This is a genomic window from Halomonas sp. YLB-10 (assembly GCF_003856855.1).
GTDB classification, from domain to species: Bacteria; Pseudomonadota; Gammaproteobacteria; order Pseudomonadales; family Halomonadaceae; genus Halomonas; species Halomonas litopenaei.
The window spans coordinates 450,729-473,806 of record NZ_RRCU01000003.1; the positions used below are offsets into that span (position 1 = coordinate 450,729).

Genomic DNA, 23,078 nt, shown 5'->3' on the forward strand with positions numbered 1-23,078 from the left:
TACCGAGCCAGCCGGTGAGCGAATAGGCCCAGCATACCTTGAGCGAAGCGCGGGCTGGGGGCACACTGCCCCATCTTCCACCCGGTATTGCGAAGGGAGCCCTATGCTGCCCTGGCTCAACGAACATCCTGTGACCTTTCCTTCGGTCGATATTGCCCTCGACGACCCGGACGGCCTGCTGGCCGCTGGCGGCGGGCTATCTCCCGAATGGCTGATAGAGGCCTACCGCCGCGGAATCTTCCCCTGGTACAGCGACGACCAGCCGATTCTCTGGTGGAGCCCCGATCCGCGTATGGTGTTGCACCCCGAAGAGCTACGCGTGCGCCGAAGCCTCGCCAAGCGGCTACGCAACGGGGGCTTTCGCGCCACCGCCGACCAGGCGTTCGACGCCGTCGTTGACGCCTGTGCTGCACCGCGCAACGATGGTCATTCGTCAGGCACCTGGATCACCGATGAAATGCGTGACGCCTACTGCGACCTGCACCGGGAGGGGGTCGCTCACTCGGTGGAAATCTGGCGTGACGACCGGCTGGTCGGCGGGCTCTACGGTGTCGCCCTGGGACCGGTGTTTTTCGGCGAATCGATGTTCAGCCGCGAGGCCGATGCCTCCAAGATCGCCCTGGTGCATCTGGCCCGCGCCATGGCGGCCGGCGGCGGGCGTCTGATCGACTGCCAGATGCACACGCCCCACCTAGCCAGCCTCGGCGCTCGAGGTATCGCTCGATCAGCCTTCATCGGCTATCTTGAGAGGTGGCTGGATGATCTGGACAGAGACAGCCTGACGACGCCGGCATGGTCATTCACCGGCATCGGTGAATGACCTGGTATCAGAAGGCCATGTATGACGACCACCATTGACACGACCCATACCAACGCCTGATCCATCACTCGATGCCATCCGACAGGGAGACGGCAGCCTTGAGCAGCAATACACCGCGTCAACCCGTACGCGACCTGCGGTTCTTTCTTACTGTGCCGCACGCCTGCAGCTATCTGCCGGGCAAGGAAGCGACCACCCTGTTCCTGGATCCCAAGGAATCCCCGGGACAGGGCGTATATGACGCGCTTACGCTACTTGGCTTCCGTCGCAGCGGTCTGCATCTTTACCGCCCTCACTGTGAAGGCTGCCACGCCTGCATCTCAGTGCGAATCCCGGTAGCGGACTTTAGCCCCAATCGCACCCAGCGACGCCTGATGCGGCGCAATGCCGACCTGACCATCGAGGTGGTGCCGGCGCAGTTCGACTCCCGCCACTACGACCTCTACGCCCGCTATATCTGCACGCGCCACCATGACGGCGACATGTTCCCACCGAGTCACGAGCAGTACCGTACCTTCCTGAGCCTCGATCAGCCCTACGCGAGACTGCTGGAGATGCGCCTGGACGGAAAGCTGGTAGCGGTATCGGCCTTCGACGAGCTGCGCCACGGCTTGTCCGCCATCTACACCTTCTTCGACCCGGACCACAGCCTCGAGCGCCGTTCTCTTGGCACCCAGGCGGTGCTGGCGCTGATCCAGATGGCATCCCTGAAGGGGCTTCCCCATGTCTACCTGGGCTACTGGATCGAGGAGTGCCGCAAGATGAGCTACAAGAGCAGCTTCTCGCCCCTCGAGCGCCTGGATGGCCGGCTCTGGCGACGACTGGTACCGATCGACAGCGAGTAACCGCCCAACCCGATAGCTCAAGCACGTTCTCTGCTCCCTAGAGAGCGGCAGAAGATCGTGAACTTTGCTTATCCTTGAGAGCTAACCTGCCATCTGCCTTTGCCATCTGCCTCCGGGGATACTGGAAAGCAGCAGAATATCGCGCACCTTGAGGGCCGATCAGCCATCTGCCTTTGCCATCTGGCTCCGGGGATACTGGAAAGCGGCAGAATATCGCGCACTTTGAGGGGCTAGCCTGCTATCAATGGCCATCTGCCTTTGCCATCTGCTTCCGAGGATACTGGAAAGCGGCAGAATATCGTGAACTTTGCTTATCCTTGAGAGCTAACCTGCCATCTGCCTTTGCCATCTGCTTCCGGGGATACTGGAAAGCGGCAGAATATCGCGCACTTTGAGGGCCGATCAGCCATCTGCCTTTGCCATCTGCTTCTGCATCCGGCAGAATATCGCGCTATCCTGACCACAGTAACGGCAGTGACGCCTCAAGGTCAGGCATCTTTTCGATTTCACCAGCGAGGATTCGCCTATATGGCACGCGAAGACCATATCGAAATGGAAGGCGTGGTCGTCGACACCCTTCCCAACACCATGTTCCGGGTCGAACTGGAAAACGGCCACGTGGTGACCGCCCACATCTCGGGCAAGATGCGCAAGAACTACATCCGCATCCTGACCGGTGACAAGGTCAAGGTAGAGCTGACTCCCTACGACCTGTCCAAGGGTCGCATCGTCTACCGTTCCCGTTGAGAACGGCCGGCGTCAGCGCTTCAGCGCCGACGCTACTTGCCGGTAACGCGCCTTAGCGGCGCGCCCCACCCCACCGGCAAGCGCAGCCCCCTTTCGCAAGACAGCAAGACTCTGGTGCAGCACCAGCCCTGCTTTGCCTGACGCAGCAGGGCGGCACCGCCTCGTCCAAAAGCCGGGCAACGACCCGCTGCCGGGGACTCGCACGGCTGTTGCCGTCCAGACCCTGCTGGAAACAAACGACGACGCCCCGTCGTTGACGGGGCGTCGCGTAGTTTCACATCCTGACCAGTCGAAGCAACCGACTTGCTGATAGTCTCAACAGGCAGGCTCAACAGGCAGGCTTCATGCTTGGCCACACCCCACAAAGCCTGCCTCGACACTCAAGGCGCGTCGGCCATCTCCACGTCGGTGGACAGGTGAAGCTCTCCGTCCTCCAGACTGACGTGCACCAGACCACCGTGCTCGGCCAGATCGCCGAACAGGATCATCTCCGCCAGGGGCTTCTTCAGCTTTTCCTGGATCAGTCGAGCCATGGGGCGGGCGCCCATGTCCGGGTCGTAACCCATGGTCGCCAGCCAGTCGCGCGCGTCGTCGTCCACCTCGAGCTGCACCCGTTTCTCGTCGAGCTGGGCCTGCAGTTCCACCAGGAACTTGTCGACCACATTGCGTACGACAGGCTTGGCCAGCGACGCGAACTGGATGATGCCATCCAGACGGTTGCGGAACTCCGGCGTAAAGGTCTTGCGAATCGCCTCCATGGCATCGGTGGAGTGGTCCTGGGTCTGGAAACCGATCGAGCGACGCGTCGCGATCTCGACCCCGGCGTTGGAGGTCATGATCAGGATGACGTGACGGAAATCCGCCTCGCGCCCGTTGTTGTCGGTCAGACGGCCGTGGTCCATGACCTGCAGCAGCAGGTTGAAGACCTCGGGGTGCGCCTTCTCGATCTCGTCGAGCAGCAGCACGCAATGGGGCTGCTTGGTGACCGCCTCGGTCAGCAGACCACCCTGGTCATAGCCGACATAGCCAGGAGGTGCGCCGATCAGCCGCGATACCGTGTGCCGTTCCATGTACTCGGACATGTCGAAGCGCAGCAGTTCGACCCCCATGATATGGGCCAGCTGACGCGCCACCTCGGTCTTGCCGACGCCGGTGGGGCCGGCGAACAGGAAGCTGCCGACCGGCTTGTCCGGCGACTTGAGCCCGGCGCGGGACAGCTTGATCGCCGCCGCCAGGCTGTCGATGGCCTCATCCTGACCGAACACCAGCATCTTGAGATCGCGGTCCAGATTCTCGAGCAGCTTGCGATCGGAGCTGGATACGCTCTTCGGCGGAATCCGCGCGATGGAAGCGACCACCGCCTCGACCTGATCGACGTCGATGGTGTCCACGCGCATTTCCGGCGGAAGCAGGCGCTGGTGGGCACCGGCCTCATCGATGACATCAATGGCCTTGTCCGGCAGGAAGCGGTCGTTGATGTAGCGATCCGCCAGCCGCGCGGCGCTGTCCAGCGCGGCGTCGGTGTACTTGAGCTGGTGGTGCTCCTCGAAGCGCGAACGCAGCCCCTTGAGGATCTTGATGGAGTCCTCGACCGAGGGCGCCATCACATCGACCTTCTGGAAACGACGTGCCAGGGCACGATCCTTCTCGAAGATACCGCGGAATTCCTGGAAGGTGGTGGAGCCGATACAGCGCAGCTCGCCGGAGGACAGCAGCGGCTTGAGCAGGTTCGATGCGTCCATCACTCCACCGGACGCCGCACCGGCGCCGATCACCGTATGGATCTCATCGATGAACAGGATGGCGTTGGGCAGCTTGCGCAGTTCCGCCAGCAGGCTCTTCAAGCGCTTCTCGAAGTCACCACGATACTTGGTACCCGCCAGCAGCGCGCCCATGTCCAGCGAGTACACCACGGCGTCGCCGATCACATCGGGCACGTCTTCCTCGACGATGCGCTTGGCCAGGCCCTCGGCGATGGCAGTCTTGCCGACGCCGGCCTCACCGACCAGCAAGGGGTTGTTCTTGCGCCGCCGTGCCAGAATCTGCACCACCCGCTCGAGCTCGTGATCACGCCCGATCAGGGGGTCGATCTTGCCCATGCGGGCCTGCTCGTTGAGGTTGGTGGCAAAACCGGTCAACGGATTGCCGCCGGCCTCGCTGCCGGCTTCCTCGGCGTCCTCGGCCTCGGGAGCCGCCGAAGACGGGCTCTGGCCGTGGCCGGTGACCTTGGAGATACCGTGGGCGATGTAGTTGACCGCATCGACCCGTGCCACGTTCTGCTGCTTGAGGAAGTAGACCGCCTGGCTCTCCTGCTCGGAGAAGATCGCAACCAGTACGTTGGCACCGGTCACTTCGCTCTTGCCAGAAGACTGCACGTGGAACACGGCCCGCTGAAGCACTCGCTGGAAGCCCAGCGTCGGCTGGGTCTCGCGCTCGGTCTGGTCTTCCGGAATCAGCGGGGTGGTGGAATTGATGAAATCCTGCAGGTCGGACCGCAGCTTGTCGAGATTGGCCCCACAGGCACGCAGCACATCTGATGCTGAAGCATTATCCAGAAGCGCCAGCAACAAGTGCTCCACGGTCATGAACTCATGGCGCTTGGAACGCGCCACGGTGAAGGCCGTGTTCAGGGTCAGTTCAAGTTCTTTGCTCAGCATGGCAGTCCCCTTCTCGCCGCATAGGGCTTGCATCGGATCTTTTGTGGTCCGGCACCATCAACATCGGGTACAAATGGCGCCGTTGCAAGTTCTTCGTCAACGCAGCAGCCGTCTCTCGTTAACGCGGGGCCGGCTTGTGCGGATCTGTGACCACTCGTCGCCGCCAGCGGCAGCACTGTCAGGGCGATCCGATATCGACCCGTCTCAGTCCGCTGCCTCGATATCGCTCAACAGCGGATGCTGGCACTCTCTCGCATACTCGTTGACCTGATGGCTCTTGGTCTCGGCGATGTCATGGGTAAAGACACCGCAGGTTGCCTTTCCGTGGCTGTGGACCGTCAGCATGATCTGCACGGCGGTCTCGCTGTCCAGATGGAAGAAGGTCTGCAGCACCTCCACCACAAACTCCATGGGGGTGAAGTCGTCGTTATGCAAGACAACCTTATACATGGGTGGCCTGGCCACCTCGGGGTCAGCCTCCTGGGTCGCCAGATCACCGTCATCCTGCTCGCCCGGCTCACTGGGCGGACGGGTCATTCCGGCGAAGGGGGCGCGGATCCAGACAGGATCCTCCTCTCTTGCGTTGAACATAGGCCTCACACTGTCAATCGGGTGCCTGCGCCCACCCGCGTCGAGCATTGGACGTCGGCGGCGCGGCAGGGTTCCGTTCCGTCTCCCATTATCGGAAATCCGACGGACGCTTTCACGCAAAAAACGTACAAAGCAAAAAGCCCCCGCCCGAGCGGGCGAGGGCCTTTTCAGAGCGCCGCGATGAACAGCCGGTACGGGCGATAGCGATCACCGGCACCAGACGCTGTCATCGGACGATCGGTACGTCGCTTACATGTTGTCGGCGACGGCCTGACCGAACTCGGAGCACTTGAACAGCGTGGCGTTTTCCATCAGGCGATGGAAGTCGTAGGTGACCTCGCCCTTGCTGATGGCCTTCTCCACGCCCTTGAGCACCAGATCGGCGGCCTCGACCCAACCCATGTGGCGCAGCATCATCTCGGCGGAGAGGATCAGCGAGCCCGGGTTGACCTTGTCCTGGCCGGCGTACTTCGGCGCGGTGCCGTGGGTCGCCTCGAACATGGCGGTGGTGTCGGAGATGTTGGCGCCCGGCGCGATGCCGATGCCGCCCACTTCCGCCGCCAGGGCGTCGGACAGGTAGTCACCGTTCAGGTTCAGGGTGGCGATGACGTCGTATTCGGCCGGACGCAGCAGGATCTGCTGCAGCATGGCGTCGGCGATGACGTCCTTGACCACGATGTCCTTGCCGGTCTTCGGGTTCTTGAAGGTCATCCAGGGGCCGCCATCGAGGAGTTCGGCGCCGAACTCTTCCTTGGCCAGCTCGTAGCCCCAATCCTTGAAGGAGCCTTCGGTGAACTTCATGATGTTGCCCTTGTGCACCAGGGTCAGCGACTCGCGGTCGTTGTCGATGGTGTACTGCAGGGCCTGACGGACCAGACGCTTGGTGCCTTCGATGGAGACCGGCTTGACGCCGATGCCACAGTTCTCGGGGAAGCGGATGTTGGTGACACCCATCTCTTCACGCAGGAACTTGATGACCTTGTCGGCTTCCGCGGTACCGGCCTTCCATTCGATGCCGGCGTAGATATCTTCGGAGTTCTCGCGAAAGATGACCATGTCGACGTCGGCAGGCTTCTTGACCGGGCTCGGCACGCCTTCGAACCAGCGCACCGGGCGCTGACAGACGTACAGGTCCAGCTTCTGGCGCAGCGCCACGTTCAGTGAACGGATGCCGCCACCGACCGGCGTGGTCAGCGGGCCCTTGATGGAAACGATGTAGTCCTTGACCGCTTCCAGGGTCTCTTCCGGCAGCCAGGTGTCCGCGTCATAGACGTGGGTGGCCTTCTCGCCGGCGTAGACTTCCATCCAGTGGATCTTGCGCTCGCCGTTGTAAGCCTTCTGCACAGCGGCGTCGATGGCGATCTTCATCGCCGGGGTCACGTCGACACCGATACCGTCACCCTCGATGAAGGGAATGATCGGATTATTCGGTACGTTCAGGCTGTTGTCGGCGTTGGCGGTGATCTTTTCGCCGCCCTCAGGGACGACAATTTTCTGGAAACCCATTGAGAACTCCCCTGTCAGGTCTATTCAGTGGAGCGCGGAGTATAGCATTACCCCCCGCGCCCGGAGTAGGCTTTGTCGACAATCTCTGGAAAAGGCCTAAACGGCCCGCCGCCACGCCTTCCGAGCCAGATCATCGAGCCCGCCCATGAGTCAACTTTATCTGCTGCACAAGCCCTATCGGGTGCTGTCCCAGTTCACCGATGACCAGGGACGCAATACCCTGGCCTCGCTGATCGACGTACCGGACATCTATCCGGCCGGCCGCCTCGACTACGATTCCGAAGGCCTGTTGTTGCTCAGTGACGATGGCGAGTTGATTCATCGTATCAGCCACCCGCGCCACAAGCAGCCGAAGACGTATCGAGTGCTCGTCGAGGGACAGCCGGACGATCGGGCCTTGAAGGCGCTCGCCGAAGGGGTCACTCTCAAGGATGGACCCACCCGGCCGGCCAAGGTCCGGCGACTGACGACCAGCGGGCTGCCCGAGCGCACGCCGCCCCTGGACCCGAAGCGCCATCCCGTTACCTGCTGGCTGGAGCTGACCATCAGCGAGGGGCGCAACCGCCAGGTGCGCAGGATGACCGCCCATGTGGGCCACCCGACGCTGAGGCTGGTACGCGTCGCCATCGGCCCCTGGCGGCTCGACGGCCTGGCCCCGGGACAATGGCAGCGCCAGACGCTGCACGCGCCAAAGCGCCCCCGGGGCTCAGCCCCTACAACAAGGAGACGCCGATAATGCGCTGGACCCCCTACGTGACCGTGGCCACGGTGGTCGAACGAGCCGGTCGTTTCCTGCTGGTGGAAGAAGACCGTGGCGGCCCCCATACCCTGTTCAACCAGCCCGCCGGCCACCTGGAACCCGGTGAGCGCATCCGCGACGGCGCCCTGCGCGAGGTCGCCGAAGAGACCGCCTGGCGGGTCGGCATCACCGACTACCTGGGCATGTACGTGTACGAGGCCCCGGACGGCAAGACCTTCCACAGCCACGCCTTCTTCGGCATGGCGCTGGCCCACCTGGGCACCGAACTGGACCGGGATATCATGGCCATCCATTGGCTGACCCTGGAGGACGTCGAGGCGCTGGAGCGCGAGGGCCGCCTGCGCAGCCCACTGGTGATCAAGCGCATCCGCGACGCCCTGGCCGGCAAGACCTTCCCGATGGAGGTGCTGCACGAACGCTGAGGCTTCGGTTGACGGGTGCAATTCGTGTATAATCACCGCCCATTTGCCCCACCACTCCGAGAGTCGTTATGTCAGCGTCCACCGGCAAAGTCATCGTCGGCATGTCCGGCGGCGTCGATTCCTCCGTTTCCGCCCTCCGCCTGATCCAACAGGGCTATCAGGTGGAAGGGCTGTTCATGAAGAACTGGGATGAGGACGACGGCACCGAATACTGCACCGCCATGGAAGACCTGGCGGACGCCGAAGCGGTGTGCAAGAAGCTCGACATCCCCCTGCACACGGCCAACTTTGCCGCCGAGTACTGGGACAATGTGTTCGAGCACTTCCTCGCCGAGTACAAGGCCGGACGCACACCGAATCCCGATATCCTTTGCAACCGCGAAATCAAGTTCAAGGTGTTCCTCGACTACGCGGAGATGCTCGGCGCCGAGATGATCGCCACCGGTCACTATGTTCGCCGCGGCGAGCGCGACGGCCGCCCGCGACTGCTCAAGGGACTCGACGGCAACAAGGACCAGAGCTACTTCCTGCACGCCGTGCCGGAAGCCGCCATCGCGCGCACCCTGTTCCCGGTGGGCGAGATCGAAAAGCCCGAGGTTCGCGCCATCGCCGAACAGCACGATCTGGTTACCGCAAAGAAGAAGGACTCCACCGGTATCTGCTTCATCGGCGAGCGCCGCTTCAGCGACTTTCTCAAGCAGTACCTGCCGGCCCAGCCGGGGACCATCGAGACACCGGACGGCGACGTCATCGGCGATCACATGGGCCTGATGTACTACACCCTGGGCCAGCGCCAGGGCCTCGGCATCGGCGGTCTCGCCAACTATTCGGAAGACCCCTGGTACGTGGCCGGCAAGGACCTCGAGCGCAACGTGCTGATCGCGGTTCAAGGCAAGCATCACCCTCTGTTGTACACCGACAGCCTGGCCACCGAGGCGATGGATTGGGTCGCCGGTGAGCCGCCTTGCGCCGAGGGGCGCTTCAGCGCCAAGACCCGCTATCGTCAGGACGACGTGCCATGCACGCTGACGACCCGGGCCGATGGCGGCGTCGCGGTACACTTCGACGACCCACAGCGGGCCGTGACACCGGGCCAATCGCTGGTCATCTACGACGGTGACGTCTGCCTCGGCGGCGGCGTCATCCGGTCCACCTGGAACGCCGAGGAGCGAGCGGCATGACCGATTCGGTACCTATCCACCGCGCCCCCGAGTCCCCGGCGGCTCGCCAGGCGATCGCCCTGGCCGGCGTATTTCAGGCCGCCCATCTGGTCGACGAGCTGGCGCGCACCGGCCAGGTCGACAGCCGCGCCTGGGACACCCAGATCACCGCCACCCTGGAAACCAACCCGCCAACCTTCGAATCCATCTATGGCGGGCATCCCAACAATCTGCGCCTGGGGCTCGAGACCCTGGAGGCAGTGCTCGGCCGACGCCAGGCCAACCCGGTGGTGATGCGCTACGGCTTCAGCCTGATGCTGCTGATGAACAAGCTGCGCACCCAGCCCGACATGATGGACGCGCTCGGCACCCACCTGACCCGCATCCAGGGCCAGGCCGAACACTTCGGCCCGACCCACGAGAACGTCGTGGCGAGCCTCGGCGAGGCCTACCAGCAGACGCTTTCCACCTTCAAGAACCGAATCGTGGTCCAGGGCGACCCTTCGCTGCTGCAAAGCCGGATGATGCCGGAGCGGGTCCGCGCCTGCCTGCTCTCCGGCATTCGCTTCGGCCTGCTGTGGCACCAGCAGGGCGGACGTCGCTGGAAGCTGATCTTCCAGCGGGGCAGCCTCAAGCGCGCCCTGGACACCCTCTGATCGCTCGATCTTCCTTTCCTACCCGTACCGGAAAACCGCCATGCAACTCTCCGCTCTCACCGCCCTCTCTCCCGTCGACGGTCGCTACGGCAGCAAGGCCGAATCACTGCGCGAACACTTCAGCGAATTTGGCCTGATCCGCGCCCGCGTCATCGTCGAGATCCGCTGGCTGGAGCGCCTGGCCGCGCACCCGCAGATCACCGAGGTGCCGGAACTGTCGGCCACCGCCACGGCCTTCCTGGATGGCCTGGTCAAGAACTTCAGCGAAGCCGACGCGGCGCGCATCAAGGACATCGAGCGCACCACCAACCACGACGTCAAGGCGGTCGAGTACTGGATCAAGGAAGCCATCGCCGACAATGCCGAGCTGCATGCCGTCACCGAGTTCGTGCACTTCGCCTGCACCAGCGAGGACATCAACAACCTGTCCTACGGCGTGATGCTGCGCGATGGCCTCGACAGCCTGCTGCCGACCATGCGCCAGGTGGCCGACGAGATCGCCCGTCTGGCCGAAGAGCACGCCGCCGTGCCGATGCTGTCGCGCACCCATGGCCAGACCGCCAGCCCCACCACCTTGGGCAAGGAAATGGCCAACGTGGCCTACCGTCTGCGCCGTCAGCTCAAGCAGATCGAAAGCGCCGAGGTACTGGGCAAGATCAACGGGGCCGTGGGCAACTACAACGCCCACCTGGCCACCTACCCGAACATCGACTGGGAGGCCAACGCCCGCACCTTCGTCGAAGGACTGGGCCTGACCTTCAATCCCTATACCACCCAGATCGAACCCCACGACTATATCGCCGAGCTGTTCGACGCGGTCTGTCGCTTCAACACCATCCTGATCGACTTCGATCGCGACGTCTGGGGCTACATCTCGCTGGGTTACTTCAAGCAGCGCACCGTGGCCGGCGAGATCGGCTCCTCGACCATGCCGCACAAGGTCAACCCGATCGACTTCGAGAACTCCGAGGGTAATCTGGGCCTGGCCAATGCCATCCTCGCCCACCTGGCCCAGAAGCTGCCGATCTCCCGTTGGCAGCGTGACCTGACCGACTCCACCGTGCTGCGCAACCTGGGCGTCGGTCTGGCCTACGGCCTGATCGCCTACCAGGCCTCGCTGAAAGGCATCGGCAAGCTCGAGGCCAACCCCCAGCGTCTGGCCGAGGACCTGGACGCAAGCTGGGAAGTGCTGGCCGAGCCAATCCAGACGGTGATGCGTCGCTACGGCATCGAGAAGCCCTACGAAAAGTTGAAGGAGCTGACCCGCGGCAAGCGCATCGACCAGGCCGGTTTCGCCGCCTTCATCGATGGCCTGGAACTGCCCGACGAGGTCAAGGCAGAGCTCAAGCAGCTGACCCCCGGCAACTACATCGGCAATGCCGTCGAGCAGGCTCGCGCCCTGCCGCAGCACTGAGCCGGAGCCGCTGACAGAACCCCGCTTCACCCCGCCAATCGGTGGGGTGAGGCGTTTCTGGAGCCCTCTCTTCGGGGCCGGGGCCGATACCTAGCCCGCTACTCCCAATCACCATCAGGATTCCTCATGTCAACTGATACCCCCCTCACCCTGCTGGGCGGCCTGACATCGGCAGAGTTCCTGCGCGATGTCTGGCAACAGCAACCGCTGCTGATCCGTGGCGCCTTCCCCGACTTCGACAACCCGCTGACGCCAGACGAACTGGCCGGGCTCGCCTGCGAGGACAATATCGAGGCACGCCTGGTCGAGGAACAGGGCCCCGACGGACCCTGGCAGGTCAGCCACGGCCCCTTCGACGAGGCCACCTTCGCCCGCCTGCCGGAGCGCGACTGGACCCTGCTGGTACAGGCGGTGGATCACTATGTGCCGGAGGTCGCCGCCCTGCTGGAGGACTTCACCTTCCTGCCGCGCTGGCGCCTGGATGACATCATGGTCAGCTACGCGCCTCCGGGCGGCAGTGTCGGCCCGCACCTGGACCAGTACGATGTCTTCCTGCTCCAGGGCAGCGGTCAGCGCCGCTGGCAGCTTGGCGGCAAGGTGGCCGATGACGCACCCATCGTGCGCGGCATCGACCTGCGTATCCTCGAGACCTTCGAGGTCAACGCCGAACAGGACTGGGTGCTGGAGCCCGGAGACATGCTCTACCTGCCCCCCGGCTGGGCGCACCATGGGGTCAGTCAGAGCGATGACTGCATGACCTACTCGGTGGGCTTTCGCGCCCCCTCGGCGGACGAGGCGATCACCTCCTTCGCCGACTACCTGGGTGAGCAGCAACCCCCCTCTCGCCGCTACGGCGATGCCGGAATGACCCCGGCCGAGGACCCGGGCGAACTCGATCGGGCGGCGCTGTCACGCATGCGCCAGTTGATCCTCGAGACCCTGGACGATCCGGCCCAGATGGCCCAGTGGTTCGGCCGGGTGATGACCCAGCCCAAGTACGTGGACCAGCTCGAGCCCAGCGAGACACCGACAGCGCCAGACGAGCTTGTTGCTGCACTACAGGAAGGCGAGGTGCTGGTGGCCGCGCCGGGCTCTCGCTTCGCCTGGCACGCCCTGGCGGACGACCGGGCCACCCTGTTTGCCGACGGCGACGGCATCGACTGCGATCTGGCGCTGGCCCGCGAGATCGCCAACCGCGGCGAGTTCGACGCCTCGCTGCTCGACTACCCCGGCGCCGCCGAGGTGCTGACACGGCTGTTCGACGCCGGCAGCCTTGGCTGGCCGGTTGACGACATGGAGGACGACGATGCCTGAGGTGGTGATCGAACAGGGAAGCTGGGAACAATTGGGCGAAGCGGCCGGTGACATTCGCTATCGCGTCTTCGTCATCGAACAACAGGTGCCGATCGAGGAAGAGTGGGATGGCCTCGACCCCGACTGCCTGCATTTCCTGGCGCGCCAGGACGAGCGTGTACTGGGTACGGCGAGACTGCTGCCCGATGGCCATATCGGTCGCGTCGCGGTGCTTGCCGAAGCCCGGGGACTCGGCGTCGGCGTGGCGCTGATGCGCGCCACCATCGAGGCTGCGCGACAGCGTGGTCACTCGAGCGTCGAGCTCGCCGCCCAGACCCATGCGCTCGGTTTCTACGAAGCCCTGGGCTTCCGCGCCGAGGGAGATATCTTCCTCGACGCCGGCATTCCGCATCGCAATATGACCCTCTCCCTGAACGACTGACCTCTCCGTCAACTCCTCCGTTCAGGAAACTCGACTACAGGAATGTGCCTCTGCGGCGCTTTCCTGTAGTCGGACTACAACGCCTTGTCCCCCCAAGTACCAATGGCGAACCCCCGCCACTGTGGGCCATAGTCACTACCATGGCGCAGCGGACAGACCTCGATGGCGAGTCAGATCGCTCACTTTGTAGTCGACCTCTACCGTTCCGCCAAGATTCGACCAAGGCCGTAAAGACTTCTCGGCCAAGGTGCAGGAACCTGACTACACTTCGCAGGTGCAGCATGGCATGGCGAGCAGTCGATCCTCTTGCAATGACGCCAACCGCAAGAGCCTGCAAGCCACTGGAGCCAAAGGCCGGTCGAAAGCGACCGCCCCGACACCGCCCCTCACCATGGATGCCAGGCAAGTCGTATCAGAACGTCGAACCAAACAGTCGATTCAACATCAGGACGGCCCGATCATGACCTTTCGTGAAGAACTGAAGACCCTGACCCAGCTTCGTGAAGCCCAGCGCGGCAAGTGGGACAACATCGATCCGGAAAGCGCCGCCCGCATGCGCGTGCAGAACCGTTTCCGCACTGGTCTCGACATCGCTCGCTACACCGCCGCCATCATGCGCGAGGACATGGCCGCCTACGACGCCGACACCGCCAACTACACCCAGTCACTGGGCTGCTGGCACGGCTTCATCGGTCAGCAGAAGCTGATTTCCATCAAGAAGCACTTTGGCAACACAAAGCGCCGCTACCTCTACCTGTCCGGCTGGATGGTCGCCGCCCTGCGCAGCGAGTTCGGTCCGCTGCCCGACCAGTCCATGCACGAGAAGACCAGCGTGGCATCGCTGATCGAAGAGCTCTACACCTTCCTGCGCCAGGCCGACACCTGGGAGCTCAACCACCTGTTCCGTGCCCGAGAAGAAGCCAAGGAAGCCGGTGACAGCGCCAAGGTCGACGATCTGACCAACCAGATCGACAACCACGAAACGCACATCGTGCCGATCATCGCCGACATCGACGCCGGTTTCGGCAACGCCGAGGCCACCTACCTGCTGGCCAAGAAGATGATCGAGGCCGGTGCCTGCTGTATCCAGCTCGAGAACCAGGTGTCCGACGAGAAGCAGTGCGGCCACCAGGACGGCAAGGTCACCGTGCCCCACGAGGACTTCATCGCCAAGATCAACGCCGTACGCTACGCCTTCCTTGAACTGGGCGTGGATGATGGGGTGATCGTGGCCCGTACCGATTCCCTGGGTGCCGGCCTGACCCAGAAGATCGCGGTCACCAACGAGCCAGGCGACCTGGGCGATCAGTACAACAGCTTCCTCGACGGTGAAGAGATTTCCTCGGCCTCCGATATCGACAACGGCGACGTGGTGATCAAGCAGAACGGCAAGCTGGTCAAGGTCAAGCGTCTCGCCTCCGGCCTCTATCAGTTCAAGCCTGGCACCGGCGAAGACCGGGTGGTGCTGGACTGCATCACCAGCCTGCAGAACGGTGCCGATCTTTTGTGGATCGAGACCGAAAAGCCCCACGTCGGCCAGATCGCCGGCATGGTCAACCGCATCCGCGAGGCGGTGCCCAACGCCAAGCTGGTCTACAACAACTCGCCGTCGTTCAACTGGACGCTGAACTTCCGCCAGCAGGTGTTCGACGCCTGGGAAGCCGAAGGCAAGGACGTCTCCGCCTACGAGCGTGCCGACCTGATGAATGCACGCTACGACGACACTGAGCTTGGCCAACTGGCCGACGAGTGGACGCGCAACTTCCAGCGTGACGCCGCCCGCGAGGCAGGTATCTTCCACCACCTGATCACCCTGCCGACCTACCACACGGCCGCCCTGTCTACCGACAACTTGGCCAAGGGCTACTTCGGCGACGAGGGCATGCTGGCCTACGTGGCGGGTGTGCAGCGCCGCGAGATCCGCGAGGGTATCGCCACCGTTCGCCACCAGGACATGGCCGGCTCCAATATCGGTGACGACCACAAGGAGTTCTTCCACGGCGACGCGGCACTCAAGGCCGGCGGCAAGGACAACACCATGAACCAGTTCGGCTAAGGATCGCGGGCCAGCGGCACCCAGTCACTGAGCCCAGACACTGAGCCCTGTGACTGTAAGCAAGGGAGGCCGTCGGCCTCCCTTTTTGCTGTCCGTGATCTTGCTCTGCCAAGCCAGCCTTTCCTTCTTCCCTGGCAAGGGCCTACTCTCGAACTAACACGTCTGGCTCCAGCGAGGCCGACAACTGCAGCCATGCGACCCCCTCCGATGCCCATTGGCCTGGCAGGTCCGGTTCGGCATATGATGAATGTCAGGAAAGCGCTGTCGGCGCGACTTAGTGGCAGTCGCGGGGCGACAAGGGAGACAGGCGGACGGCTACCATGAGACGGACGAGACCCGATCATCGTTGGATCCGGGGAACCATCGCCCTGTCAAAGCCTCCAAACAGGCGTTACACTATTTTCGAACAGCGTTTGCGAACTTTGGTGCGGTACTACCAAAAGCAAATGTGACCCGAACCGATGCGTTCAGAATTCGGCGCAGAAGACATTCAAGGAGAATCGCCATGAAAACATCCATCCTTCCTGTCCTGGCGCTGAGCGTCGTGGTGCTTGGCGGCTGCACCGCCACCAACCAGTACTCGGGTAACGTCTATTCTGGCAACCAGGCACAGACCGCCCAGAACGTGCAGTTCGGCACCATCACCGCCCTGCGTCGCGTCCAGATCCAGGGTGAAAGCTCCGCCGGCGGCATCCTCGGCACCGGTGGTGGCGCGGTGATCGGTGGCCTGCTCGGCAACCAGGTCGGCGGCGGCTCCGGTCGCACCATCGCCACCGCCGCAGGTGCCATCGGTGGCGCCGTGGCCGGCAACCAGATCGAGAAAGGCGTCAACCGCACCGACGCCTGGGAGATGGAGATTCGCAAGGACAGCGGCCAGACCGTGGTCGTCGTGCAGAAGGCAGACCAGGCCTTCCAGGTGGGGCAGCGTGTTCGCCTGATCGGCAGCGGTTCACGTCAGAGTGTTGCCCCCTACTGAGGGCTTGACGAAAGCGCTCGAGAAAGGGGCTTGTCCTTGTAAGCGACAACAGCGCTTCGCTCCCCCGCAAACATCTCTGCGTTACATACTCTCTGCGTTATATACAAAGGGCCCTGAGGCGTATCCGCCTCAGGGCCCTTTCGGTGATCACCTGGAGAAGGCCAGGTGATTCACGTCGTCACCGAACTAGTGGACCTTGCCCATCACCCAGCAGCCCAGCTTGCAGCCCACCAGGGCGATGATGCCGATCACCAGCAGTGTCATCAGCATATCGATGGGGAAGACGATGAAGGTGGCCCCCAGCACGGCAAGGGCGGGGCACCAGATCCACTGGTCATCGTCACTGCGCAGTACCGCCGGCAGCAGGCTGCCCAGGGCACAGCTCAGGCCCTTGTCCCAGGCCTTGATCATCACCGCCAGCAGTACCGCAAAGGCCAGCACCCAGATCACAAATAGCGTCATGTTCAGCTCCGCAAGAAAAGCGTGAAAGGCAGAATCGAAAAATCTCACAAGAGGGTATCCCCACCACCGATACTGCGCAACAACCCGAAGGTGGCAGAGGGCGCGCGTGAATACCGTTCAGGATATGACCACACAAGGTGAAAAATGTCCCACGCCCCTGACAGCCCCAGCACCCACGCGTTACCATGCGTCCTCACACGCACTCACCAAAGGTTCATCAATGCAAATTGCGCAAAATTCCGTTGTCGCGTTCCACTACACCCTGACCAATGATGCAGGTGAAGTGCTGGACAGCTCGGAAGGCCGCGAGCCGCTGACCTACCTCCACGGCGCCGGCAACATCATTCCGGGTCTGGAAAAGGAACTCGAAGGCAAGGCCGCCGGCGACAAGGTCAACGCCAAGGTTGCCCCCGCCGAAGGTTACGGCGAAGTACAGGAGCAGCTGGTCCAGGAAGTGCCGCGTGACGCCTTCCAGGGTGTCGAGAGCATCGAGCCGGGCATGCAGTTCCAGGCGCAGACCCAGGGCGGTCCGCTGATGGTCACCGTGACCCAGGTCGAAGGCGACACCGTCACCGTCGACGGCAACCACCCGCTGGCCGGCCAGAACCTGAACTTCGACGTCGAGATCGCCGAAGTCCGTGAAGCCAGCCAGGAAGAAATCGAGCACGGCCACGTGCACGGCGAAGGCGGCCACGAGCACTGATCAGCGCTACGCTCGTCGGAAGCACCACGAGCATGCATGATCAAGTGCCGGCAAGATCAGGTGCCAGCAGGATCAAGCGCCAGCAGGATCAACAGCCGGCATGGTCAAGAGAAAGGGCAGCCCAGGCTGCCCTTTCGCGTGTCTGAGTATCACGTCTGATGAAAGGCCCCTCACCTCGCGAGCCACGACCGGGGATCAGCTTCTGTCCTCGACGCCAGCGCCTCGCTCGATTGCCCTGAGGGTATGATAGCCGCCCCATAGCCGAGTGGCGGTGGTCAGCAGACAGGCCGCGGCGAACAGCCCTGCCAGCACAGGAAAGTGCGCCGGCCACAGACAAAAGGCCACCAGCGCCAGCACGGTCTCGGTACCTTCGGTCAGGCCGTGCAGATAGTAGAAGGCCTTGCGCTGGAAGCGTGGGCGCTCGAGATCATGGCGCGCCGCCATGATGGCGAAGGCCAGAAAGGACGTCCCGGTGCCGATAAAGGCAAACAGCAGCAGCGCTGCCGGCAAGGCATTGCGCTCGCTGTCGGCCAGGGCAAAACCGAGCACCACGGCGGCGTAGAAGACGAAGTCCAGCCCGATATCGAGAAATCCCCCGGCATCGCTGGGCGTACCCCGACGGCGCGCCAGCGCCCCGTCCAGGCCATCGGCGAGTCGATTGAGGAGGATAGCCGCCAGCGCCCATCCATAGGCCTGAACGGCCAGCAGCGGCAGTGCCAGCAAGCCGATAAGAAATCCCACTAGAGTCACCTGATCAGGCGTTACCTTGCAGCGCTCCAGCATCTTGACCAGAGGCGCCAGGGGCGCCTGGGTTCTGGGCATGGTCCAGCGATCCAGCATAAAAGTCTCGTCAGCAGTAAAACGTCGATTCGGCAGAAGGAAAGCACAAGCGGCGGGCCAGGGCCCACCGCTTGTGTCTTCAGGTCCAGGCTACTGCCTGGGCGGTTCGCTCAGTCGTTGGACTGGGCAGAGGACAGCGACGATGCTTCGTGTCGCTCGGAGCTCGCACTGGCTCTGTCTCCCGTCACCGGCTGGCTTGAGGAATCGGCGTCGCCTCCCCCGCCTCGCCGCCAATTGAAGTAACGCTCCAGATACCCCAGGACCCGCTCGGGCTTGTTCGCGTTCTTCCACACCCCGGCGGCGGCCTTTACGGCTTCCGAGTGGGTCGGGTACGGGTGGATGGTCCCCAACAGCTTGTTCAGTCCGATACCGCGGGTCATTGCCAGGGTGAACTCCGCCAGCATCTCGCCAGCGCCAGCACCGACAATGGTGGCACCGAGAATGCGATCCTTGCCCGGTACGGTCAGCACCTTGACGAATCCGGTGGTATCGCCCTCGGCGATGGCCCGGTCGAGCTCGGACAGTGAGTAGCGGGTGACCTCGAAGGGCACCTTTTGCTCCTTGGCCTCGCGCTCGTTGAGCCCCACTCGCGCCACCTCCGGGTCACAGAAGGTGACCGCCGGCAGCGCCCGATAGCTCACATTGAAGCGCTTGAACTCGCCAAACAGGGCATTGACGGTGGCGTGCCAGGCCTGGTGGGCGCTGGCATGGGTCAGCTGGAAGGGCCCGACCACATCGCCACAGGCCCAGACATTAGGCAGCACTGACTGCAGCCCGCCATCCACGTCCAGGGTGCCGTTGTCGCGAGTGCCCACGCCCAGTTCTTCAAGCCCGAGCCCCTCGACGTTGGCCTGTCGACCCACCGCCACCAGCAACTGATCGAACTCCAGTTGCTCGATACGTGTCTCGCCTGCCTCGTTGACCTCGATCTCGAGTCGATGGAGATCGCCGTCACCGGCCACCACCTTGAGCGCCCGAGTCGACAGGCACAGCGTCACGCCGCTGGCCTCGAGCCCCTGAGCCGCCTCCCTGGCGACGTCCTCGTCTTCGCGTGGCAAGAGTTGCGGGCCCATCTCCACCAGGGTGACCTGGCTACCCAGCCGGGCGAAGCTCTGTCCCAGTTCACTGCCGATCGGACCACCACCAAGCACTACCAGGCGCTTCGGCAATGCCTTTAGCTCCCACAGGTTGTCGGAGGTCAGCACCTCGATATCATCGATCCCCGGCAACGGCGGGACTCTGGGGCGGGCACCGCTGGCGATGATCACGTGACGGGTGGTCAGCACCTGTTCGCCAACCTGCACCCGCCAGGGATCGAGCAGCCTGGCTTCTCCTTCGACCACATCGACGCCCAGGCCCCGATAACGTTCCGGACTATCATGGGGCTCGACCTCGGCGATGGCGCCGTGGACGTGGCCCATCACAGCGGCGAAGTCGACGCTTGGCTCACCGGCGCTGACACCATAGGACGGCGCCCGACGAATGTCCTCGGCGGCGCGAGCGGCGCGAATCAATGCCTTGGACGGCACACAGCCGGTATTGAGGCAGTCGCCGCCCATGCGGTGGCGCTCCACCAGGGTTACCTTAGCCTTCACCGCCGCAGCAATATAGCTTGCCACCAGGCCCGCCGAGCCCGCACCGATCACGACGATATCCCGGTCAAAACGCGACGGGCGCTGGTATTCGGCGGCGAGCCGGCGACGCTTGAGCACCGCCACCACGGCCTTGGCGATCCAGGGAAACAAGCCGATCAACACAAAGGACAGGATCAGCCCTGGCGACAGGATGCCCGCCAGCGACTCGAGTTCACCCAGTTCCCGGCCAGCATTCACGAACACCATGGTACCCGGCAGCATGCCGAGCTGGCTGACCCAATAGAAGGTGGACAGACGCATGCGGGTCAGGCCGACCACCAGGTTGATCACGAAGAAGGGGAAGATCGGAATCAGCCGCAGCGTGAACAGGTAGAAGGCGCCTTCGCGCTCGATGCCGCCGTTGATTCGCGCCAGCTGGCGCGAAAAACGCGTCTCCAGCGTCTCACGCAGCAGGGTCCGGGCGATCACCGCGGCAAGGGTCGCGCCCAGCGAACTGGCAAAGGACACCAGCACCAGACCGATCCAGAAGCCGAACAAGGCCCCCGCCAGCAGCGTCAGCAACCCCGCCCCAGGCAGCGACAGCGCCGCCATCAGGATATAGACCGCGAAGAAGCCACCGGCCACGGTCCAGGGGTCCTCGTGGAACCACTGTTGAAATTGCGCCTGTTGGGCCTTGATCGCGTCCAGCGTAAAGGCCTCGTTGGCGCCGGTGACAAAGAACGCCACCACGGCGACGGCAATCAGTGCCAGCAAGATCCATTTGTTACGGGTCACCCGCGTCTCCTTCTAGGTCAACTGGTGTCGATGATCGGGTCGATGATCGATAGGTAGCCGTGGCCAGCAGCAGCGGCACCCGTTGTCCTGCGCCCGTCCTGCGACGAGACGATGACGTTACCAGGAGCTGTGCGGCCGGCTATCGGGATGCAATCGAGATTAGCAGTCTGCCTGAGTCGCGCACAGGCGACCGAGCCTTACGACCGAAAATGCAAAAAATCATCCCCTTATCGACAGCGCATGTAAGGATGCGCCTGCCACAATGACTGAACCAACCGGGAACTGCCCTACTCGAACCTTACAATGACGCCATCCTGACGGAGCCTACGAATGCGATATCCCTTCAATCAGCGTACCTTCCTGCTGGCCGGCCTGCTGACTGGTGCCGTGCTTTCCACGACCCCCGCCCTCGCCGCCGAAGAGAAGGCCATCTTCGCTGGCGGCTGCTACTGGTGTGTCGAGGAAGCCTTCGACAAGATCGATGGTGTCGAGGCCACCATATCCGGCTTTGCAGCAGGTAACACGGAAAACCCGACCTATGAACAGGTGGGCGCCGGTGGAACCGGGCACGCCGAAGCCGTCGAGATTACCTACGACAGCGACAAAGTGAGCTACCAGGATCTGCTCTACGTCTTCTGGCGCAATATCGATCCCTTCGTCGCCAACCGCCAATTCTGCGATGTGGGAGATTCCTATCGCTCCGCCCTGCTGCCCTTGAACGACGAGCAGCGTGAACTGGCCGAGGCCAGCAAGGCGGACATCGCCGAGCGCTTCGACCAGCCGATCGAGACCACCATCGAAGATCCTGGCACCTTCTATGCCACCAAGGATGAACACCAGGACTACTACCAGAAGAACAAGGTGCGCTACACCTTCTACAAGAACTCCTGCGGCCGCCCTGACCGGCTAAAGGAAATCTGGGGAGACGAAGCCATGCCCCACGAGGCGCCAGAGCAGTCCGCAGCGTCCTAGGGCGCGGCGCTGACAGCAACGTCATGCCACACCGATCGACCCTGGTGCGAGCCAAGGTCGATCGGTCTCTGCAACGCATCTGCAACCTATCGGCAACCGCGTCGCAGTAGCGGACTCATACGTGTTCGAGTCGACGCTCGACGACGCACTGGTGTTGTGCACGCTGCAGCCGCTTTCCTAGCCGCCAGGACAGCCAGCCCGTGGTCGCCAGCACCAGCCAGCTGGCCGCCACCACCCCAGGCCAGCCCCGCCACAGCCAGAACGGCTCGAGCCACAGCGGCCCGAGACTCGCCCCCAGGTAGTAGAACACCAGATAGAGCGCCGATGCGCCGCCTCGTCCTTCGCGGGCCTGGCGACCGACCCAGCCCGAGGCGGTGGCGTGGCACAGAAAGAAGCCGAAGGCGCTGAGGGTCAAGGCGGCAATGATGACGGCGAGCATCGGTATCAGGGACAGACCCAGCGCCAGCATCATGATGACAACGCCCAACCCCATGGTGGCGGGCGCTCCCGCTCTGGCGACGACCCTGGCAGATAGCGTCGAGCCCAGAGTGCCGCCCAGGTAGGTCAGAAACAGCAGGCCCAGCCAGCGGGGCCCGAGAGCAAAGGGTGCCTCGGCCAGACGAAAGGTCATGTAGCTGTACTGGTTGATGAACACCAGGAAGTTGAGACCACCGATCAGATAGGCCGACAGCAGCCATGGGTTGGCCAGGTGGCCACGCATCTGGCGGCAGGCGTGCCCCACTCGAAAGGGTTGAGGCGCAAAGGCACGGGCCGCCGGCAGCAGCCACCAGAACACCGCCACGCCCACCAGGGTCAAACCGCCAATCGCCACGAAACTCGCCTGGACGCCATACCATTCACCGATGACGCCTCCCAGCACGCGACCACCGATACCGCCCAGGGTATTGGCCGCGATATAGAGCCCCACGGCTCGACTCATCGCCTCCGGCGAGAACTCGTCGCCCATCCAGGCGATCGCCACCGCCGGCAGCCCTCCCAGGGCGACCCCCTGCAGCACGCGAGCGACCAGCAGCCAGTCGAGCCCAGGCGCAAATGCCGCCAACAGTGTCGCGACAGCTGCCACCGACAGGCTCGCACGCATGATACCGCCCCGCCCGATGGCGTCGGACAAGGGCCCATAGACCAGCAACGAGAGCGCCAGGGTCAGGGTGGCAAGCGACATCACCAGGCCCACCTTCAGGGTCGAAGCCTCATGGGTATCGCGCAGCAGCGGCAGCAATGGCTGGGGGGCGTAGAGGTTGATGAATACCAGCATCGAGCCCAGACACAGAGCGAGGGTCGCCCTGCGCCAGGCAGGGGTATTGGCGTGAATCATGGCGGTCTCCGGTTGGCCTCGCCCATCTTCCATGCTTCACTACCATCACAC

21 protein-coding genes are annotated in these 23,078 nt (G+C 63.4%); 14 read left to right on the top strand and 7 right to left on the bottom strand.

All coding sequences use genetic code 11. The annotated features are described in order from the left end of the window. The first annotated feature begins 103 nt into the window (after positions 1-103). The 3 genes from aat to infA all read left to right on the top strand — a co-directional run bounded on the left by aat (position 104) and on the right by infA (position 2,412). Positions 104-820 (top strand): leucyl/phenylalanyl-tRNA--protein transferase, encoded by a 717-nt coding sequence (gene aat / locus EBB56_RS09520; protein WP_124804129.1) that lies wholly within the window; start codon positions 104-106, stop codon positions 818-820. A gap of 98 nt (positions 821-918) precedes the next feature. Beyond that, positions 919-1,665, top strand: coding sequence for an arginyltransferase (locus EBB56_RS09525; protein ID WP_045992908.1), 747 nt, complete (start codon positions 919-921; stop codon positions 1,663-1,665). Between the two features lie 528 nt (positions 1,666-2,193). Beyond that, positions 2,194-2,412, top strand: a complete 219-nt coding sequence (gene infA / locus EBB56_RS09530; protein ID WP_013332816.1) for a translation initiation factor IF-1 — start codon at positions 2,194-2,196, stop codon at positions 2,410-2,412. Positions 2,413-2,792: 380 nt separating this feature from the next. On the opposite strand, the gene clpA is transcribed toward infA, so the two are convergent. The 3 genes from clpA to icd all read right to left on the bottom strand — a co-directional run bounded on the left by clpA (position 2,793) and on the right by icd (position 7,166). Next, complete coding sequence (gene clpA / locus EBB56_RS09535) at positions 2,793-5,069, bottom strand: ATP-dependent Clp protease ATP-binding subunit ClpA (protein WP_124804131.1); 2,277 nt, start codon at positions 5,067-5,069, stop codon at positions 2,793-2,795. 204 nt (positions 5,070-5,273) lie between these two features. Beyond that, on the bottom strand, positions 5,274-5,660 hold the full coding sequence (clpS, locus tag EBB56_RS09540) for an ATP-dependent Clp protease adapter ClpS (protein WP_083970414.1): 387 nt from the start codon (positions 5,658-5,660) through the stop codon (positions 5,274-5,276). A 249-nt stretch (positions 5,661-5,909) separates the two neighbouring features. Continuing rightward, complete coding sequence (gene icd / locus EBB56_RS09545; protein ID WP_045992911.1) at positions 5,910-7,166, bottom strand: NADP-dependent isocitrate dehydrogenase; 1,257 nt, start codon at positions 7,164-7,166, stop codon at positions 5,910-5,912. A gap of 145 nt (positions 7,167-7,311) precedes the next feature. On the opposite strand from icd, the gene EBB56_RS09550 reads away from it, so the two are divergent. From EBB56_RS09550 to EBB56_RS09590, 9 genes are all read left to right on the top strand, one after another. Further along, positions 7,312-7,902: a pseudouridine synthase gene (locus tag EBB56_RS09550; RefSeq protein WP_108133262.1), complete on the top strand. Its 591-nt coding sequence runs from the start codon at positions 7,312-7,314 to the stop codon at positions 7,900-7,902. Then, the gene (locus EBB56_RS09555; protein WP_045992993.1) at positions 7,899-8,348 is read left to right on the top strand and encodes an NUDIX domain-containing protein; all 450 of its coding nucleotides are present in this window, start codon (positions 7,899-7,901) and stop codon (positions 8,346-8,348) included. The genes EBB56_RS09550 and EBB56_RS09555 overlap by 4 nt, the downstream gene beginning before the upstream one ends. 68 nt (positions 8,349-8,416) lie before the next feature. Then, on the top strand, positions 8,417-9,529 hold the full coding sequence (mnmA, locus tag EBB56_RS09560) for a tRNA 2-thiouridine(34) synthase MnmA (RefSeq protein WP_045992913.1): 1,113 nt from the start codon (positions 8,417-8,419) through the stop codon (positions 9,527-9,529). Beyond that, the gene (gene hflD / locus EBB56_RS09565; protein WP_045992914.1) at positions 9,526-10,164 is read left to right on the top strand and encodes a high frequency lysogenization protein HflD; all 639 of its coding nucleotides are present in this window, start codon (positions 9,526-9,528) and stop codon (positions 10,162-10,164) included. The genes mnmA and hflD overlap by 4 nt, the downstream gene beginning before the upstream one ends. Before the next feature lie 40 nt (positions 10,165-10,204). Then, positions 10,205-11,578: an adenylosuccinate lyase gene (purB, locus tag EBB56_RS09570; protein WP_124804133.1), complete on the top strand. Its 1,374-nt coding sequence runs from the start codon at positions 10,205-10,207 to the stop codon at positions 11,576-11,578. Between the two features lie 126 nt (positions 11,579-11,704). Next, positions 11,705-12,892, top strand: a complete 1,188-nt coding sequence (locus tag EBB56_RS09575; RefSeq protein WP_124804135.1) for a cupin domain-containing protein — start codon at positions 11,705-11,707, stop codon at positions 12,890-12,892. After that, entirely contained in the window at positions 12,885-13,313 is a 429-nt protein-coding gene (locus tag EBB56_RS09580) for a GNAT family N-acetyltransferase (RefSeq protein ID WP_124804137.1), read from the top strand. Before EBB56_RS09575 ends, EBB56_RS09580 begins: the two co-directional genes overlap by 8 nt. Positions 13,314-13,773: 460 nt before the next feature. Further along, on the top strand, positions 13,774-15,369 hold the full coding sequence (locus EBB56_RS09585) for an isocitrate lyase (RefSeq protein ID WP_124804139.1): 1,596 nt from the start codon (positions 13,774-13,776) through the stop codon (positions 15,367-15,369). A 505-nt stretch (positions 15,370-15,874) separates the two neighbouring features. Further along, entirely contained in the window at positions 15,875-16,345 is a 471-nt protein-coding gene (locus EBB56_RS09590; protein WP_045992919.1) for a glycine zipper 2TM domain-containing protein, read from the top strand. A gap of 186 nt (positions 16,346-16,531) precedes the next feature. On the opposite strand, the gene EBB56_RS09595 is transcribed toward EBB56_RS09590, so the two are convergent. After that, complete coding sequence (locus EBB56_RS09595; protein WP_045992920.1) at positions 16,532-16,807, bottom strand: hypothetical protein; 276 nt, start codon at positions 16,805-16,807, stop codon at positions 16,532-16,534. Between the two features lie 220 nt (positions 16,808-17,027). Between EBB56_RS09595 and EBB56_RS09600 the strand changes: the two genes are divergently transcribed. Next, the gene (locus EBB56_RS09600; protein WP_045992921.1) at positions 17,028-17,510 is read left to right on the top strand and encodes a peptidylprolyl isomerase; all 483 of its coding nucleotides are present in this window, start codon (positions 17,028-17,030) and stop codon (positions 17,508-17,510) included. A 195-nt stretch (positions 17,511-17,705) separates the two neighbouring features. Here EBB56_RS09600 and EBB56_RS09605 read toward each other — a convergent pair whose 3' ends face one another. Both EBB56_RS09605 and EBB56_RS09610 read right to left on the bottom strand, forming a co-directional pair. Then, entirely contained in the window at positions 17,706-18,350 is a 645-nt protein-coding gene (locus EBB56_RS09605; RefSeq protein ID WP_124804141.1) for a CDP-alcohol phosphatidyltransferase family protein, read from the bottom strand. A gap of 110 nt (positions 18,351-18,460) precedes the next feature. Beyond that, complete coding sequence (locus tag EBB56_RS09610) at positions 18,461-20,719, bottom strand: FAD-dependent oxidoreductase (protein WP_124804143.1); 2,259 nt, start codon at positions 20,717-20,719, stop codon at positions 18,461-18,463. Between the two features lie 330 nt (positions 20,720-21,049). On the opposite strand from EBB56_RS09610, the gene msrA reads away from it, so the two are divergent. After that, a complete protein-coding gene (msrA, locus tag EBB56_RS09615; protein WP_045992924.1) occupies positions 21,050-21,691 on the top strand; it encodes a peptide-methionine (S)-S-oxide reductase MsrA in 642 nt (213 codons plus the stop codon). A 115-nt stretch (positions 21,692-21,806) separates the two neighbouring features. On the opposite strand, the gene EBB56_RS09620 is transcribed toward msrA, so the two are convergent. Then, the gene (locus EBB56_RS09620; RefSeq protein WP_045992994.1) at positions 21,807-23,027 is read right to left on the bottom strand and encodes an MFS transporter; all 1,221 of its coding nucleotides are present in this window, start codon (positions 23,025-23,027) and stop codon (positions 21,807-21,809) included. Between the last annotated feature and the right edge of the window lie 51 nt (positions 23,028-23,078).